16 protein-coding genes are annotated in these 16,203 nt (G+C 57.8%); 10 read left to right on the forward strand and 6 right to left on the reverse strand.

Translation table 11 applies throughout. The features are described 5' to 3' along the window. Window positions 1-101 precede the first annotated feature (101 nt). Window positions 102-1,028, forward strand: coding sequence for a coenzyme F420 hydrogenase subunit beta (frhB, locus tag ACLQMU_RS05675; RefSeq protein WP_422148830.1), 927 nt, complete (start codon window positions 102-104; stop codon window positions 1,026-1,028). A 262-nt stretch (window positions 1,029-1,290) separates the two neighbouring features. Here the strand turns inward: frhB and ACLQMU_RS05680 are convergent, their stop codons facing one another. Continuing rightward, window positions 1,291-1,602, reverse strand: a complete 312-nt coding sequence (locus ACLQMU_RS05680; RefSeq protein WP_422148831.1) for a hypothetical protein — start codon at window positions 1,600-1,602, stop codon at window positions 1,291-1,293. Window positions 1,603-1,866: 264 nt separating this feature from the next. On the opposite strand from ACLQMU_RS05680, the gene ACLQMU_RS05685 reads away from it, so the two are divergent. After that, on the forward strand, window positions 1,867-2,565 hold the full coding sequence (locus ACLQMU_RS05685) for a zinc ribbon domain-containing protein (protein WP_422148832.1): 699 nt from the start codon (window positions 1,867-1,869) through the stop codon (window positions 2,563-2,565). Between the two features lie 67 nt (window positions 2,566-2,632). Here ACLQMU_RS05685 and ACLQMU_RS05690 read toward each other — a convergent pair whose 3' ends face one another. The 3 genes from ACLQMU_RS05690 to tsaA all read right to left on the reverse strand — a co-directional run bounded on the left by ACLQMU_RS05690 (window position 2,633) and on the right by tsaA (window position 7,011). Continuing rightward, window positions 2,633-3,472, reverse strand: coding sequence for a phosphoribosylformylglycinamidine synthase subunit PurQ (locus ACLQMU_RS05690; RefSeq protein WP_422148833.1), 840 nt, complete (start codon window positions 3,470-3,472; stop codon window positions 2,633-2,635). A gap of 1 nt (window position 3,473) precedes the next feature. Further along, entirely contained in the window at window positions 3,474-6,416 is a 2,943-nt protein-coding gene (locus tag ACLQMU_RS05695) for a phosphoribosylformylglycinamidine synthase subunit PurL (RefSeq protein WP_424040659.1), read from the reverse strand. Between the two features lie 97 nt (window positions 6,417-6,513). After that, entirely contained in the window at window positions 6,514-7,011 is a 498-nt protein-coding gene (tsaA, locus tag ACLQMU_RS05700) for a tRNA (N6-threonylcarbamoyladenosine(37)-N6)-methyltransferase TrmO (RefSeq protein ID WP_422148835.1), read from the reverse strand. Between the two features lie 99 nt (window positions 7,012-7,110). Here tsaA and ACLQMU_RS05705 point away from each other — a divergent pair, with 99 nt between their 5' ends. After that, window positions 7,111-7,881, forward strand: a complete 771-nt coding sequence (locus tag ACLQMU_RS05705; RefSeq protein ID WP_422148836.1) for a DNA-methyltransferase — start codon at window positions 7,111-7,113, stop codon at window positions 7,879-7,881. A 1,150-nt stretch (window positions 7,882-9,031) separates the two neighbouring features. Here ACLQMU_RS05705 and ACLQMU_RS05710 read toward each other — a convergent pair. Then, the gene (locus ACLQMU_RS05710) at window positions 9,032-9,808 is read right to left on the reverse strand and encodes a hypothetical protein (RefSeq protein WP_424040832.1); all 777 of its coding nucleotides are present in this window, start codon (window positions 9,806-9,808) and stop codon (window positions 9,032-9,034) included. Between the two features lie 270 nt (window positions 9,809-10,078). Between ACLQMU_RS05710 and ACLQMU_RS05715 the strand changes: the two genes are divergently transcribed. Next, a complete protein-coding gene (locus ACLQMU_RS05715; protein ID WP_422148838.1) occupies window positions 10,079-10,303 on the forward strand; it encodes a type II toxin-antitoxin system HicB family antitoxin in 225 nt (74 codons plus the stop codon). Between the two features lie 38 nt (window positions 10,304-10,341). On the opposite strand, the gene ACLQMU_RS05720 is transcribed toward ACLQMU_RS05715, so the two are convergent. Then, window positions 10,342-10,782, reverse strand: a complete 441-nt coding sequence (locus ACLQMU_RS05720) for a C-GCAxxG-C-C family protein (RefSeq protein WP_422148839.1) — start codon at window positions 10,780-10,782, stop codon at window positions 10,342-10,344. A gap of 428 nt (window positions 10,783-11,210) precedes the next feature. On the opposite strand from ACLQMU_RS05720, the gene ACLQMU_RS05725 reads away from it, so the two are divergent. The 6 genes from ACLQMU_RS05725 to ACLQMU_RS05750 all read left to right on the forward strand — a co-directional run bounded on the left by ACLQMU_RS05725 (window position 11,211) and on the right by ACLQMU_RS05750 (window position 16,047). Next, window positions 11,211-12,386, forward strand: a complete 1,176-nt coding sequence (locus ACLQMU_RS05725) for an aminotransferase-like domain-containing protein (protein ID WP_424040830.1) — start codon at window positions 11,211-11,213, stop codon at window positions 12,384-12,386. A gap of 228 nt (window positions 12,387-12,614) precedes the next feature. Beyond that, entirely contained in the window at window positions 12,615-13,625 is a 1,011-nt protein-coding gene (locus tag ACLQMU_RS05730) for a PEGA domain-containing protein (RefSeq protein ID WP_422148841.1), read from the forward strand. Window positions 13,626-13,646: 21 nt separating this feature from the next. Next, on the forward strand, window positions 13,647-14,075 hold the full coding sequence (locus ACLQMU_RS05735) for a PEGA domain-containing protein (protein ID WP_443673600.1): 429 nt from the start codon (window positions 13,647-13,649) through the stop codon (window positions 14,073-14,075). 1 nt (window position 14,076) lies between these two features. Then, the gene (locus ACLQMU_RS05740; protein ID WP_424040827.1) at window positions 14,077-14,742 is read left to right on the forward strand and encodes a hypothetical protein; all 666 of its coding nucleotides are present in this window, start codon (window positions 14,077-14,079) and stop codon (window positions 14,740-14,742) included. Window positions 14,743-14,815: 73 nt separating this feature from the next. Then, window positions 14,816-15,436, forward strand: coding sequence for a peptidylprolyl isomerase (locus tag ACLQMU_RS05745; protein WP_443673601.1), 621 nt, complete (start codon window positions 14,816-14,818; stop codon window positions 15,434-15,436). Between the two features lie 137 nt (window positions 15,437-15,573). Then, complete coding sequence (locus ACLQMU_RS05750) at window positions 15,574-16,047, forward strand: peptidylprolyl isomerase (protein WP_422149923.1); 474 nt, start codon at window positions 15,574-15,576, stop codon at window positions 16,045-16,047. The last annotated feature ends 156 nt before the right edge of the window (window positions 16,048-16,203 follow it).

Raw genomic sequence — 16,203 nt, forward strand, 5'->3', positions numbered from 1 at the left:
TACAACCAGTGCCCGCGGAGCTGGTTCAGCTTCGATGTTGTCGAGAACTATGAGGCGATCAACGAGGCCATCATGGCGGCACTCCAGTGAAGGTGATTGAAATGGGAGCAGAACTCGGTAAATACAAAACATGCGTCTCAGCACGAAGCACCGACAAGGAGGTTCTCAAGCACGCCCAGGACGGCGGTATTGTTACATCCCTCTTCGGGTATGCACTCGACGCAGGTATCATTGACGGCGCCATTGTCGCGGCAACCAAGGAATTCGCGCACAAGCACCCGGAAAAAGCCATGAGGGACAACTCGAACATGGAGTTCCATGAGCCCTGGAGACCAATTCCGGTCATCGTTACATCAAAGGCGGATCTGCTTGCAGCAGCAGGCACTAAGTACAACATCAGCCCGAACGTCTCCATGATCAAGGAGGCAACCCGCAGCTTCGGCCTGGACAAGGTCGGTATCGTCGGTACCCCCTGCCAGATGCAGGCAGTCCGGAAACTCCAGCTCTACCCGATCGGTGCCCGTGATGTTGGCGCCAGCATTGCACTCGCAGTCGGTATCTTCTGCATGGAGAACTTCCCGTACCAGAGCATCCTCCAGCTCGTGGAAGACCACGCGGCAATGAAGCTTGAAGCCGTCAAGAAGATGGAGATCGGCAAGGGCAAGTTCTGGGTCTATGGCAAGCGCGGACAGGTCGTCCAGCTGCCGCTCAAGGTGACCCACAAGTACGAGCAGCCCGGCTGCCACGTATGCCTCGACTATGTCGCAAACCTCGGTGATATCTCCACCGGCTCCGTTGGCAGCCCTGATGGCTGGTCCACGGTCTTTGTACGCTCAAAGATCGGAGAATCAGTCTGGGCAAAGGCAATGGAGGCAGGCTGCTTCGAGATCCAGCCCATTGAGAAGGTCAAGCCCGGTCTTGAACTCGTGACCAAGCTCGCAAATGAGAAGATCACGAAGAACAAGAACACAGTTGAAGCCCGCAAAACCTTCGGCGTTGGCAAGGCTCTCCGGAACCCCTACATCTAAATCTTTTTTTAATGCCCTCTGCATGCGGCAGAGGAACGTGAAAAAATAAACTATGCCAGATCACAGGTGCCACCGGCAACCCGGATTTTTAAAAGAGAGCCGTTGATGCCTGGGAACAGGTCACGTGCAGACTCATGATCGGAGCTGCGGTTCAATGAATCTCTCATAGTCCATGAGCAGGCACAGGTAATCTCCTATTGGCATGGCAAACGACTGCCATTCGGTAAAAGTCCGGATTTGGTGTCTTTTTGGGTCCCGTATGTCAGGTGCCCCAGTTCTTAATCTCCCGTATGGATGCCCCCGGGGTCAGATGCAGGAAAAAACCCGCTACTGCACCATGCAGGGCGGCTTCCTTTGACGGATAACTCCCGGTATCACGGTAATAGTCCTTTGCGCCCTTTTCCCGCACGGCAAGATTTGCGATGCCGAAGTACTGGTCTCCGGTCCGGATAATCCTGATCTTAAGGGGGACTTCGACATCCCTGATATCCAGCTCGTAAGTCCCGACCGTCTCGCGCATCTGCCTGATGTCCGGGTACTGCCGGGCGAGGTCGTCATCCGGTGAAGATGTCACACCCGTATATAGATTGCCGGAAAGGAAAAAAGGATCCGTTTTCACCCATTGGCGCATATCCTGCCAGAATGATTCCGGAACCCGGGAATGTCAAGACCATAGGGCCAATAAACTGCCGGTAGATTTATACTAGACCGGGTCCGAACAAAACCCCTCTGCCCCGCAAAAAATATTTTCCAGCGTGAAACCGGATCGGGATCCGCACCGGATGCGACGAAACCGCAGTCTTTATGCAGCAGACGAAATGAATTTACTAATAAGAATATGGCCAGAAAATGTGGAAACTGTGGTGCTCCAGCTCCCGATACCAACTCGCGGTTCTGCGACCTGTGCGGGGCGCCGCTTATCGAAGAGCCGGTAACACCGCAGGGGCTGCCGGTTTGCCCGGTCTGCGGGGCCATCGTCTCTGATAAGAAAGCGCAGTTCTGCGATGTGTGCGGTGCACCGCTTGCAAAACTGGTCTGCCCCGTCTGCAGTACTCCGGCACCGTCTTCCCGCTCAAAATTCTGTACCCGGTGCGGTGCCACCTTCGGACCTCCTTTCCCGGGGAAAAACCGTGCAGTTCCTGCTGCACCCCCGGTACCTGCAGCAGAACCGGAGCCGGTCGTCGTCAGGCCACGGAAAGGCCGCCAGCCGGAGCCTGATGAACCTGCTAATGAATGGGACCCCTGGACAGACGGGGACCCGCTTTATGATATATCAGCTCCCCTGCCACTGCAGCCGCAGCAGAGACCTCTTACCGATCTCGAACGCATTGCCGGGGGAATGCCACGGCCCAAGCCTGCCCAGGACCCTGAACCGCAGCACTCCGGCTCACGGAAAAAATACGCCCACCTCCCCCTTGTCGCCGACGAATTAAAAGAAGATGCCGAACGCCGCGCCGCTCGCGATACCGGGGAGAACGCCGGGCGGAAGGGGAAGCAGCAAGGAAAAAAAGGCGGGATATTCAAATTCATGAAGTGATAAGAAACTCCCAAACGCACCTTCCCGTTTGCTGTGATTGCCGGGGGAAAACGGGAGCGGCCCGTTTTCATGCGAAATATCGCACAATATTTTTGAATATGGCCATGTTGAGCGATTCTTCAGGTATCCGCTCGCCGCGCCGCCGCATTTGTTCCCTGAGGAGCGACCAGTCGTAGAGGCTGGTAAATTCCATCGCCCGCTCGGGATGCGGCATCATGCCCAGCACCTTGCCGTCTTTTGAGGTGAGGCCGGCGATGTCCTCCACCGAACCATTCGGGTTAAAGGGGTACTCGCCGCCAGCCGGGCTCAGGTCGTCCCGGCAGTAGGTGAATGCGATCTGCCGGTGCTTCCTGATCTGCTGGAGGGTCTCTGCAGAGCAGGAGAGATTTCCTTCCCCGTGGGAGACCGGGCACCAGAGCTTCACGATCCCATGCGTCCAGATTGTATCTGCCGCAGGCCGGATTGTCACGAACCGGCACTCGAGCCGCCCGCTCCGGTTAGGCATCAGGGCGATATCCCGGGCGTACGACTGGTCAAAAGCAGGGATGAGCCCGAGGTTTGCGAGGATCTGGAAACCGTTGCAGATCCCCAGCACGAGGTTGTCGCCGTCCAAAAATTCCAGGAGATCGTCCCAGAGATTGTTTCTCAACCGGTTTGCGTATGCGTTGCCGGCTCCGGTATCGTCCCCGTAGGAGAAGCCGCCGGGGAAGACCAGGAGCCGGTAATCCGCGAGACGCTCGCACCCTGCAATCAGGTCGTTGATATGGACTATCTCCGCATCCATGCCGGCCCGGAGGAGCGCCTCCCGCGTCTCCATCTCGGAGTTGATCCCGTACCCGCTCATGATGAGGGCCTTTTCCGGGATAAGAGGGCGATGGGATGATGGTAGTGCGTGTGCGGGAGGCATATCAGAACCCCCTGAAGGGCGCCTTGTATGCCTCTTCCAGTGCTGCGATCTCCTGTTCGAGAAGGAGCGTCCGGCCGGTCACCCGGAGCCGGCTTCCCCCGGTTTTTCCCAGCAGGAGCGCGTCAGGGCCGAACGCCCGTTCAAACGCCCGCTTGTGGTCCGGCGCAACTGTTACCACGAACCGCCCGAGCGTCTCGGAGAAAAAGAAGATATCCGGGCGCAGGGTTTCAGGGATCGTGATGTCCATGCCGAGACGGCCGGCAATTGCAACCTTTGCAAGCGCCACGCCAAGGCCCCCATGGCCGACGGGGTACGCCGAGGCCACGAGCTCGTGGGCGATCACATCGGAGAACCAGAGGTAGCGCTGCCGTGCCGCTGCTGCATCAAGCCGGGGCACGGTGCTCCCGGAAGCGCCGAGATGGGCAAAATATTCCGACCCGGCAAGTTCTTCTTCTGTCCCTCCGATCACGTACACGAGGTCACCGGCAATTTTTGCATCGAGCGAGACCGCCTTTGCCACGTCGGCGTGGATGCCTATGGACGAGATCAGGAGTGTAGGCGGGACGGATACCTTGACCCGGTTGTTCTCCGCGTCGTATCCCGAAAAATCGTTGAACATGCTGTCCTTGCCGGAGATAAACGGCGTCCCGAAGGCTTTTGCGTAATCGTAGCATCCCATGGCAGCCTGTTTGAGCTGCCACAGGCGCCCTGGCTCATCGGACGAGCACCAGCAGAAGTTGTCAAGGAGCGCGATTGACTCAGGAGAGATCCCGATCGCGACAAGCCCCCGGATCGCCGTATCGATGGCGGCCCCGGCCATGCGGTACGGATCTATCTCGGAGTACGAAGGAAAGATTGCCTGCGAAAGGCCGACGCCTTTTTTCGAGCCGGGCACTACTTTTGTGAGCGTCGCCACCGACTGCACCCGGCCCTTTCCCTGGACGGGCCCGAGTACATGGCCGCCCTGCACGGTATGGTCGTACTGGATCGAGACAAACTCCGTCGAACAGATATTCCGGCGCCCGAGCATGGCGACCAGGGTATCACCAAGCCGGTCCGGGCAGGCCGGGAGAGGGGCGGGCTCTGCCGCCTTCACCGGCATGGTGGTGAGGTGTTTTTTGGGCAGGCCGTCATGCAGGAACGCGAGGTCGATGTCCATCACGGTCGTGCCGTGGTACTCTACCACGCACCTGCCCGTGTCCGTGAACCGCCCGATCACCGTCGCCTCGACTTCCCGGCGTGCAAGGAGCCCGGTGAAGTCCGAAAGTTTCTCCGGCGGGACGGCAAGTGTCATACGTTCCTGCGATTCGGAGATCCAGATCTCCCACGGCGCCATGCCGGGATACTTCAGGGGGACGCGGTCGAGTTCCACGTGGCAGCCGTTGCACTCTTTCGCCATTTCGGCGACCGAGCAGGACAGGCCACCGGCCCCGTTGTCCGTGATGCTCCGGTAGAGGCCCAGGTCACGGGCCTCTTTGACTATCACATCCGAGAACTTCTTCTGGGTGATCGGGTCGCCAATCTGGACTGCGGTGACCGGGCTTTCCGGGTCAAGGGCCTCGGACGAGAATGTCGCGCCGTGGATGCCGTCTTTTCCCACCCGGCCTCCCACCATCACGATAAGGTCGCCGGGCTCCGCCTTTTTCTGGTAAAGGTTCCGGCCGTTATGCTGCCGGGGCATCACGCCGACCGTGCCGGCAAACACGAGAGGCTTGCCCGCATAGCGGTTGTCGAACCAGCAGAACCCCTGCGGTGTCGGGATGCCCGAGCAGTTGCCACCCACCCCTACGCCCCGCACGACACCGTCGAGGATCTGCCGGGGTGAGATGATAGGGATTGCACGATCCTTTCCCCGGAACAGTCCCGGGTCGGATGCCGGGTCGCCAACACAGAAACCATAGACGTTGATGCAGGGCTTTGCACCAAGGCCAAAACCGATCGTGTCCCGGTTCACCCCGACAATCCCGGTGAGCGCCCCGCCGAACGGGTCGAGTGCGGAGGGCGAATTGTGGGTCTCGACCTTGTGGGTTACCAGGTACTCGTCGTCAAAAATAATCGCGCCGGAATTGTCGGTGAATACCGTGACACAGATATCGCGGTCGCCTTTTTTCGCCCGGATCTCGTTTGTTGCTGCCTGAATACAGGTCTTGTACAACCCTTTTGGGACATCGTCGTCCATCGCTGATGCGAAGATCGTGTGCTTGCAGTGCTCGCTCCAGGTCTGGGCAAGGGATTCCAGTTCCACGTCAGTCGGCTTCCTGTTATGCCGGTCGAAATAATCCCGGATGGCATGAAGCTGGGCAAGGTCGAGCGCGAGCGGCCCCCGGCGGTGGCCGGTCTGCGGGTCACATATCCCTTCCTTTCCGATTCGGGCGAGATCCGCATCCGGGATTGCAAGGTCCACCATCCCTGCAGCGGGCAGCTCGTGAAGCCTGACCTGAGGGACGACCCGGTCCATCCCGTTCTCCCCGTACTCCTGCCGGCTCTTTACGTTCACGCGGTTTACGAGAGGGTTTGCAAGTGTCGCCGCGAGCCGTGCGAGTACGTCGGGAGCGAGCCTCCCGCGGACAAAATAGAGCTCCGATGAGGAGACCGTTTCACCCTCCCCGAATTGTATCCCAAGGAAATCTTCGATGGTCTGGCGGGCGGTCGTGCCCACGTTATCGGTCACCCCGGGCAAAAACCCGACCTCGATCGCAGAGTCAAACAAGGTTCTTGTCGCTCTGTCCACCACAAATTCCTGCACTACGGGATTGGTCAGCCGGGTGCCTATCTCCGCGAGCTCGCCGGGGCTCATGTCTCGGTCCCCGATTGCAATTGTATAGACATCCACGAGCTGCAATTCGTCAATCGGAAACCCGAGCGACCGGATCCGGTCCGTCCGTATTTTCTGGCGGGGATCTTTTTTATAGTGAACTTCTATGCGGTGGACAAAAGAAGCCATGGATACCCGTTTGCCTTAAAAGGAGAAAATACGTACCGTCCCTGCAGGGGATCGGGCGCAAAAGGCTGTTGCTCCCCCAACACCTTGCCAGGCATTTTCACCGGAAACGGTCGTCGGACCGTGTATGCTGTGCGTTGTGTGCAACGGCTTCAAGCCAGCCGCTGCGCTCATCGGGATATGAGTCAAAGGACGGCACATAGGGCTTGATGTCTAAAAGCGGCGTACCATCAAGGATGTCCACGTCCTCGATCGTGAGCACACACCCGTCGATACCGGTGAGCCGGACAACCGAAAAGCCGATCGCGTTGGGGCGTCTCGGCGACCGCGTCGCAAAGATGCCACGGGGGACAGGATCGAGGAACGGGGTGACCGCAAGGGAATACCCCGTGCACCGGTGCAGGGAGTACAGCAGGATAATCCGGGAGAAACCGTCAAGATCGGTAAGCCCTCCACAGAGGTCGCTCCTGAGTTCGACCGTGCCCCGGACACCCCGGGCGCCTGAAGGCTGGATGGGCATGCCGGCAATATCGGTGAACGGCGAGTGGATCGTGCCAATCGGCCGGTACGAGAATGCCGGGCCGGAAGCATTGCGCATGGAGAAGTATGGAGCCCCTGATGTAAAATAATCCCGGTACTACAAGGCCGGGAACTTCTTTAGGTATAACGATCAACGCTCATTCTGCAGGAACGCCGCATGGGACGGAGCACATTTTACCGGACAGACAGCCTCGCGATCATCAACGGGGATATCTTTGCCACCCGTGCCATCCCGGCGCAGGGGATCGATCTCGTGGTCACCTCGCCGCCGTATAACGTGGACATCAGGTACAATTCCCATGACGACCGGCTCACGTACGACGATTATCTCGCTTTCTCGAAGCGCTGGATGAAGCGTTGTTACCGCTGGCTCAGGGACGACGGCAGGTTCTGCCTCAACATTCCGCTCGACAAAAACAAGGACGGCCAGCAGAGTGTAGGTGCCGACCTGACCATGATCGCAAAGGAGTGCGGGTTTTCCTATCATTCCACAATTGTCTGGAACGAGGGAACCATCTCGCGCCGGACCGCCTGGGGTTCGTGGGCGAGCGCATCTGCGCCATACGTGATCGCCCCTGTGGAACTGATCGTGGTACTCTACAAAAAGTCCTGGAAAAAAACCAGCGGTTCGCGGCAGTCGGACATCTCAAAACAGGAATTCATGGACTGGACAAACGGGCTCTGGACATTTGGCGGCGAGAAGAAGACCAGGATCGGCCACCCGGCACCCTTCCCGGTCGAGCTGCCGCTGCGGTGCATGAAACTTTTCTCGTTTATCGGTGACACTGTACTCGATCCTTTCATGGGCAGCGGGAGCACGCTCCTCGCCGCCTCGCGGTGCAATCGCAAGGCAATCGGGGTTGAGATCGATCCGCATTACTGCGATATAGCGGTGCGCCGGATCGCGGAGGAAGGGCGGCGGGAATAGATGGCGGGAAGGTTGGGCCGGCACGCCCGCTGGATTTTTTGTGATATGCCATGACTTTACAGATGTCACAGGAATCCCCAAAATTCACCAAATAATTTTCCAAACTCATAAGAGAATTACGATGCTCTCCCGCCTCAGGGACCCTCACGGGGCACGGCGGGGCGAGTGCGGTTCTCCCTTCCCCGATCCGCCGCGGGGGCTTCCTGCCGGGGGCGGCGGTACTCCTCGCTCGTGGGGGGTATGGGGGCATCAGCCCCCATCTTTCTGATTCCTGTCCCAAAATCCGGGTGCTCCGGCCCGGCCCTATTGTACTTTTCAGGAAAAGTTCCGATCATTAGCTGAGGATTCCGGAAAATGTCCGGCACAGTAGCTGAAGATTTTCAAAAAAAGTCTGGTGAAGTTACCGAACATTTTCTGAAAAAACAGGGACCCGGACAGACAGTTTCCCATCTGAACCTTCAGGGTGCCCTACCGGACGTTCCGAAAAACGTCCGGCAAGGTTGCCGGACTTTCTCAGAAAAGTTCAGCAGGGTTGTCAGGATTTTATAAAAAAGTCCGGTACGGTTGGTGAAGATTCCAAAAAAAGTTCTACGACATTACCGGTCTTTTCAGATAAAGTTCGCGAAGGTTACGGAACTTTCCGGGAAAAAGTGCCTTCCGGAAGGAGATATTCACCCTATTTTACAGCCTCTCAAAAAACAAGACCCGCACAGCCCAGCATTTAAAAAAATAAGCCCATTTTGAGGCCCATATAATGCCCTTTGCAGCCCCATATTCGCGTTCTGGAGGCCTTTGTTTTTCGGATCGTAAAAGTGCCCATCAGGCACGAGATCTGCCAAAAAAACCACGTTATCGAGGTCTTTTTAATTCGTCCGATTGCCAAAATACGGCTGGTTTGGGCTTATTTAAAAAAGGAGCCCGATACGGGCTTCTTTTGGAAGTGTCGGACGCCAATCGGAGGTCAAATTGGGCCCGGATTGGATACAGATTACAGATGAGGTATATGGGGGGGATAGTACTACCAAAAACGGTACCCGAGAGCGGCGCACAGTTCGAGATCCTCGTATCCAAAGGGGCGTACCGGATCTCCCCGACGTAATATGTTACCGGATGACAGGAATTTTTTTAAAAGAAAAGGCCGGTGCCCCCATCACAGGGTAGCAACCGGAGTAACTGTCGTTGTTGCCGTCGCCCGGTGGGCGTGCGCAGCCCGGTAACCCTTCACGATAGTGGTGAACTGCCGGTTGAGCGTTGCGAGCTGTTCGTTTGCAGCCTTTATTGCGCTCTCATCCCGGCTGGTGAGCGCGGTATTCAATACTGTGCCCTCCTGCTGTATCTGGTTCTCGATCGCCTGTGCCTGCGAGACATCGATGCCTTTTGTGGTCAGGTTTGAAAGGACACCGGTCCTGCGCTGGTCGTTTGCCGCGAACTCATCCATGCGGGCGGTCTGTCGGTCTGCCCACCACGTGTTTTCGAGAGTCTGGAGCGTCGCCGACTGTGCCATGACCGATGCGTTGACGCTCGCTGCGAGAGCTTTTCCGGTACCGTTGTACTCCCTGAGCGATTCTTTTGCTGTTGTCATGAAGTCCTTGCGGTCCGCACTTAGCTGTGTCTCCGCGTCCCGGATCTGGTCGCCGGTGGTCATCGACTGCACCGAAGAAACGGTGCCGGTGAACTGCGATTCGATGGAGGAAAGCTGGCTGGTCCCGGCATTGTTGCTGATTGTTCCGAGGTAGCTGATCGTCCCGTCCATCTGCGCCTGACCCTTTGCCCCGGCATAGGCAACGAAGGCCTGCATCGCGGCGATGTGCTCGGGATTGATATTCCAGGCGGTTCCGTTCACGGGAGCAGCGCCAGCCGGCATGACCGCCGCGATGAGGCAGATCATGCAGAGGCTGCCGATCAAAAGTATCCTTGAGTGTTTCATCTTCTTCACCTGTGGAGTATTTCTGTACGATGGCCTGCGCAAACCACTCTTTGCGAGGACGCATCTGTCCCTGATGTTGCCTGCCCGGGGGTATATATTTCCATGATTGTCCGGGTAACGCAATTGAACCGCCGGGTTAGAACAAAGAATCCGGGTGGGATACATCCCGGGCCTGAAAAAACATGGGGGTAATTCCTCCCTGCCGGAGCGGCTGCGGCACCTTTTGCCGACAGGAAAGGCTGTATACCCTCCCGGGAAATATACAAGATCATGCAATACACAATCGTCCTTGAACCCAATGACGCAGGTGGTTTTGCCGCCCGCTGCGTTGAGATTCCGGGGACCGTTTGCCAGGGTGCGAACAAAGGTGAAGCGCTCGCCCGGCTCAAAGAGGCAATCGGGCATGTGCAGCAGGCCTGGCAGGCCGACCTGCACCGCACGATCCAGTCCATCTCATCCGAGATCATCAGGATTGACGTGGCCGAAGCTGCGTAGCCCTTTTCGCACAAAAGGGGTTTTATCCCCTCATAAATTTATAACAATTTTTCAAGAATTTCGGCGGCATCGCGCACATACTTCGTACATTTCGCGGTGAAGAGACCGTTTTTTCGGGCGATGGCGAGTTCTTTTGGGTCGCTAAGGTTGTGGCCGATCAGGTCGGTGCAGCCGATCGAATTATTCCTGCGCAGGAACTCGGTGATGAACGTGTTTGCGACCGCGTAGGTCTTTTCCTTTGACGCGAGGTCATCGATCTCCGTCCGGCCGTATTTCATCCCGATCACCATGAGTGCACCGGTGACCGCCCCGCAGGTATTGCCCGTATGCGCCATCCCGCCGCCAAAACCGCAGGAGAGCCTGAGCACCGTGGCGCGACCGATGCCGAAATCCTCCGCAAATGCGGCAGCGACTGCTTGCGAGCAGGAGTACCCGCCGGAAAATATGGCCGCCGCATCGTCGGCCCGTGTCAGGGTCATAGTACCGGGATTGTCTCTTGGAACAGATAAGGGGTGCGGGCGGAGCCGTCCTTTTGTTGATATCCCGAAGTGTAATTTAATACATGGTGATTATTAATAGTCAGCCCCCGCTGCGGGGTAACAAACGTATATTTTTTGGTCTGTAGAAAACCGTTTTGGGCGTCATTAATTGCCCCCCCTCTTGCGCCACCAGTCCCCAACGGAGGACGGGGCGATATTAGCGATGGCACCAGAACGGGTAATACAGCACTATCGCAAGCAGGGAATATCAAAGCGGCGGGGGCGCAGGCATATACCGAAAGCCCCCATGAGCGTTAAGAGAAATATTTTGATGATTTCTACGAAAACCCGGTTTCCAGTGCAAACACCTTATTTTTTAGCAGCGCAAGCCAACATAGTACCAACCAGTTTTCACGTGCAGGCGTACCATGACATTTTCATTTGCCCGGCGGATCCATCATGCGCCGGCCTCATTTCTCGGGGAGCTCTTCAGGGTCTCAGCCGATCCCTCCATCATCTCGTTTGCCGGCGGGCTTCCCTCGTCCGCGCTGATCGATGCAGAGGGGCTTTCCGAAGCTGCACGGGACGTCTTTAGTACCGATCCCCGGACGGCCCTCCAGTACTCGACAACCGACGGCTACCGGCCGCTGCGGGAGTACATCGCTGCACGGTACCGCCGGCGGCTCGGGGTCCCCGCAACGGCCGACGAGATCCAGATCACCAACGGCTCCCAGCAGTGCCTCGACCTCTTCGCGAAGATCTTCTTAAACGCCGGTGACCGGGTTGGCATGGAGCGTCCGGGGTACCTTGGGGCGATCGAGGCGTTCTCGCTCTACGAGCCGGTCTTTGAGACCGTGCCGCTCGACAGCGAAGGGCCAGACATGGCTGCATTCGGGACGATGATAAAAAAGACGCCGGTAAAATTCTTCTACGGCATCCCCAACTCCCAGAACCCCTCCGGTTGCACGTACTCTGAAGACCGGCGCAGGGAGATTGCAGAGATAATCAATGGTACTGATACCGTGTTTTACGAGGACGACGCGTTCGGGGAGCTCTTCTTTGACGGGAAACCCCGGCTGCCGGTCAAACGCCGGCTTCCCGAACAATCCGTGATCTCCGGATCGTTCTCCAAGATCACCGCACCGGGTATGCGGATCGGGTGGCTGTATGCCCCAAAAGAGATCCTTTCAGCGTTCAATACGGTAAAGCAGGCAGCAGATCTTCACTCGAATTTCCTCTGCCAGCAGATCCTGTACCGGTACCTGACAACGCATGACCTGGATGCCCATATCCACAGGATCGTTGAAATCTACGGCCGGCAGTGCCGGCTGATGTGCGATCTCTTCGACGACCTGATGCCTGCCCTTTCCCACACGACTCCCGCAGGGGGCATGTTCCTTACCGCGACGCTGCCCGACGGCCTGCACGCGATGAAAGTCTTTGAGGAGGGGATCCGGCAGAAGATCGCCGTCCTCCCCGGCATGCCGTTTTACGTGGACGGGGGCGGCACCGATATGATCCGGCTCAACTTCTCCAACGCAGACGAGGAAAAGATCTCAGAAGGAATGCACCGGCTCGCCGGGGTTGTCAACGGGTTGTCGTAAAAAATGCCGGCAGCAGCCGTGCGGGATCGGATCGCCGGGCTTTTTTATCATCGCCACCGGAAAATTTTTTTGTCCTCCTTTTTTCCGGCAGGCAGTGCGACAGCAGGCAAAAGTCCCGTGTCAGGCCGGTAATTTTCACCGGTTTTTTGCTGTCGCAGCCTGTACCGCAAAATCCCTCTTTTATTTATATCAGCATCGGCCAGATGTAGTATTACAGGAAGAGATAGCGTGACAAAAAAACTGCTTGTACTTGTGCTGGTGCTGGCACTCTGGCTGGTTGTCCTTGTCCCGCTCGCGGCAGGAGCCGGTACGTCCGGCACCTATCCGCTGGAGCCGGGCCCGGTGATCATCGAGACCACCACGGAACCGACCTTGTTGCCAACGGTAACGGAACCAATCACAACCGAAACGATCCCCCCGATAGGCGGCGACAAAGGATGGATTGACGTCTACTGTAACGTGGACGGCGCCAGCGTCTATTTTGATGGTGTCAGCGAAGGCACGATCTCCGGGGGCATCCTCTCGGTGGCAGTGTCCACCACGAGTTCCCCTATCAGTACAATCACCGTCTCCATGGCTGGATACGCCAGCTGGTCAGGCAGCCCCTCGCGCATGCCCACGCAGGGTGAGCATGTCGCGGTCTACGCAACCCTCAACCCGCTCACCACGGTTCCCACAACGGTCCCGCCGGTCATGACCGGGGCGATCTATGCGCAGTCCAGCCCTGCCGGCGCAGCGATCTACCTGAACGGGAACTTCTACGGGTACTCCCCGCTGACCATCCCGAGCTTGGCGCCAGGCACTTATTCTGTGAAAGCCACCCTGACCGGATACACTCCTGACGATACGCTCGTTAACGTGTACGTCGGGCAGACCGCCCCTTATTATCCGGTACTCCAGCAATCACCCCAGCCCCGGCAGACCGGCACAGTATACGTAACCTCAAGCCCGAACCATGCCGCGGTATATGCCGACGGCGGGTATTACGGGACGACCCCCCTTACCGTGACCCTGTACCCGGGCAGTCACCAGATCGTGCTCAAACTTTCAGGGTATAACGATTATTCCACAACGGTCTGGATCACCGCCGGCCAGTCCCAGAGCCTGCCGGTCACGATGTCAACGGCAACTCTCGGGACGGTTGTCATCACGTCCGTGCCGGGTGCAGCCGTCTTCATCGACAGCAACGCGGTGGGCACGATCAATTCTGCCGGGAGCATTACGCTCAGCGGCGTTTAAGCGGGCAACCATATTTTCAAGGTGACCGCGCCCGGGTACAACGACTGGCTGAACACGGTCTACATCCGGGCAAACACCGTTAATTCGATCCCTGCACCCCTCACACCCACGGGCGTAAGCCCGACACCGGTCCCACCGACAGGAGGACTTGCGATTGCCTCGTCGCCAACAAACGCGGGGACATACATCGATAACCTGTTCCGCGGTTCCACCCCGCTCACCGTAACGGACCTTTCGGCAGGCAACCATGTGGTCCGGGTTTCGGCTCCGGGCTATGTGGACTACACCACAACCACGACCGTCACTGCAGGACAGACTTCCCCCCTCGCGGTCACGCTTTCGGTAGCTCCCAGCCCCACCATGACCAGTTCGGCTCCCGATCCCGCGCTGGTGCTGGGCACGCTTGCCGCCGCCTTTGTGGCCGGCGGGTATATGAGGAGGCGATGCTGATATGGCAGAGACCTGTTCACGTTCGACAAAACTTATCGTCACCGCACTGGTTGCGGTGGTTATCATCTCGGCGCTGACTGCGTTCGCGTACACCAGTTCGAATGCAGCGCTCAGGAGTACCGCACAGGAAGGACTCAAATCCACGGTTGGCGTTATGGCAACCGGGATCAATGCAAGCGAGATCCAGGGGCTCCAGCCGGGCGATGAAAACACGCCGCAATACCTTGCCGTTGCGGCAAAACTGCGGACGATGCGCAGCATGAACGACCACCTCCTCAACGCGTATATCATCCGGGTAAATACGACGGACATGTCCGCCTCGTTTTTGGTCGACGACCTGTACCCGCTGGACCCTTCGGGTTCCGCACGGATCGGCCAGGTCGATAATTCCCCGGACAAGGTGGAGATCTTCGCCGCGCTCTCGGGCCCGACCGCTTCCCCGGTTCCTTACACAGATTCGTGGGGATCGTTCATGTCCGCGTACGCTCCGATTGACGATTCGGCAGCGGATTCGAGCGGCAACACGTACGCGATCCTCGGGCTCGATGTGGCGGCCAATGATTATATTGCCTCGACCACCACGGGCGGATGGATCATCGTGACCGGCATAGTCTCCATCATCATCGTGCTCTCGGCGCTCTACGTTTTTGGCCGCAAAAGCTGGTGACGATGCACCAAAGGCCCCCTGACCCGGCCTCTTTTGCAAACATTTTTTTTGCGCCGAAAAGAACGGGTACTCCATGGTTTCACAACGACCGTTTATCGTCTTTGCCCTGCTCGCATGCACCCTTCTTTTCGCAGCCGGGTGCACGCAGCCTGCAGGGACTGCACCGGCACAAAGCCCGGCCGTCACAGTGCCGGGAAGCACCGTACCACCTGAAGCAACGAACGTGTCAGCTCCGGCCACACGGGAACACGTCCTGCTCGAGACGACGATGGGTAATATTACCATCGCGCTCGATCCCGATATGCCGATCACCGCCGGCAACTTCGAAAAACTTGTAAAAAACGGGTTCTATGACGGCGTCATCTTCCATCGCGTGATCCCCGGGTTCATGATCCAGGGAGGCGACCCCACCGGCACCGGGCTCGGCGGTCCCGGCTACACCATACCCGACGAGTTCACGAGCCACAACTACAACATCCGGGGTGCGGTTGCGATGGCGAATGCGGGCCCCAATACCGGCGGTTCGCAGTTCTTCATTAACCTCGTGGACAACGACCGCCTCGATACAGGGTATCCGGTCTTTGGGACGGTCATTGCCGGAATGGACGTGGTGGACGCGATAGGGAACGTGACCACCGGTGAAAACAACCGGCCGATCACGAACGTAACGATCCTTCACGCGGAGATGGTATGAATGCTGTATCTCCCGGTGCAGGCTGCCTCTTTTTCATACACGGCGACGGCAGGGAAATCCCATAACCGGGACACTCCCCCCATCTGTTTTTGCAAAAACAAAGAATATCTCCTGCATGCAATACTTCCCTTGTAATCATGACACCAGCACAGGAACCCGGTAAACGGGTACGGCTCGAAACAACCATGGGCACCATCACGATCGCGCTCGATCCTGAAATGCCAATCACCGCCGGCAACTTCGAAACGCTCGCAAAGAAGGGCTACTACGACGGCGTCATCTTCCATCGCGTGATCCCCGGGTTCATGATCCAGGGAGGCGATCCCACCGGTACCGGGTGCGGCGGGCCCGGCTACACGATCAGGGACGAGTTTTCGGCCCGCAACCGGAACGACCGGGGCACCCTGTCCATGGCAAATGCCGGCCCCAATACCGGCGGCTCGCAGTTCTTCATCAACCTGGTCAACAACAACTTCCTTGATGGCAAACACCCGGTCTTCGGCAACGTGGCCGAAGGTATGGATGTCGTGGACAAGATCGCCCGCACCCCGACCGATTCAAACGACCGGCCAAAAGAGAGAGTCGCAATCCTCCACGCGGTCATGGAGTGAGTCGATCCGGAAAAGATCCGGCATTATTCTTTTTTTCGGGGTTTGTCACCGGCCCGTTGACCAGTCATTAGTTCGGCTGCAGGTGCCTGGAAGAGACGACCACGACGGGAAAAAGAGCGACAGGATTCCGGCTCTGAAAACCGGTTTCAAAAATAT

It is taken from the genome of Methanoregula sp. (assembly GCF_052325125.1).
GTDB lineage: Archaea > Halobacteriota > Methanomicrobia > Methanomicrobiales > Methanospirillaceae > Methanoregula.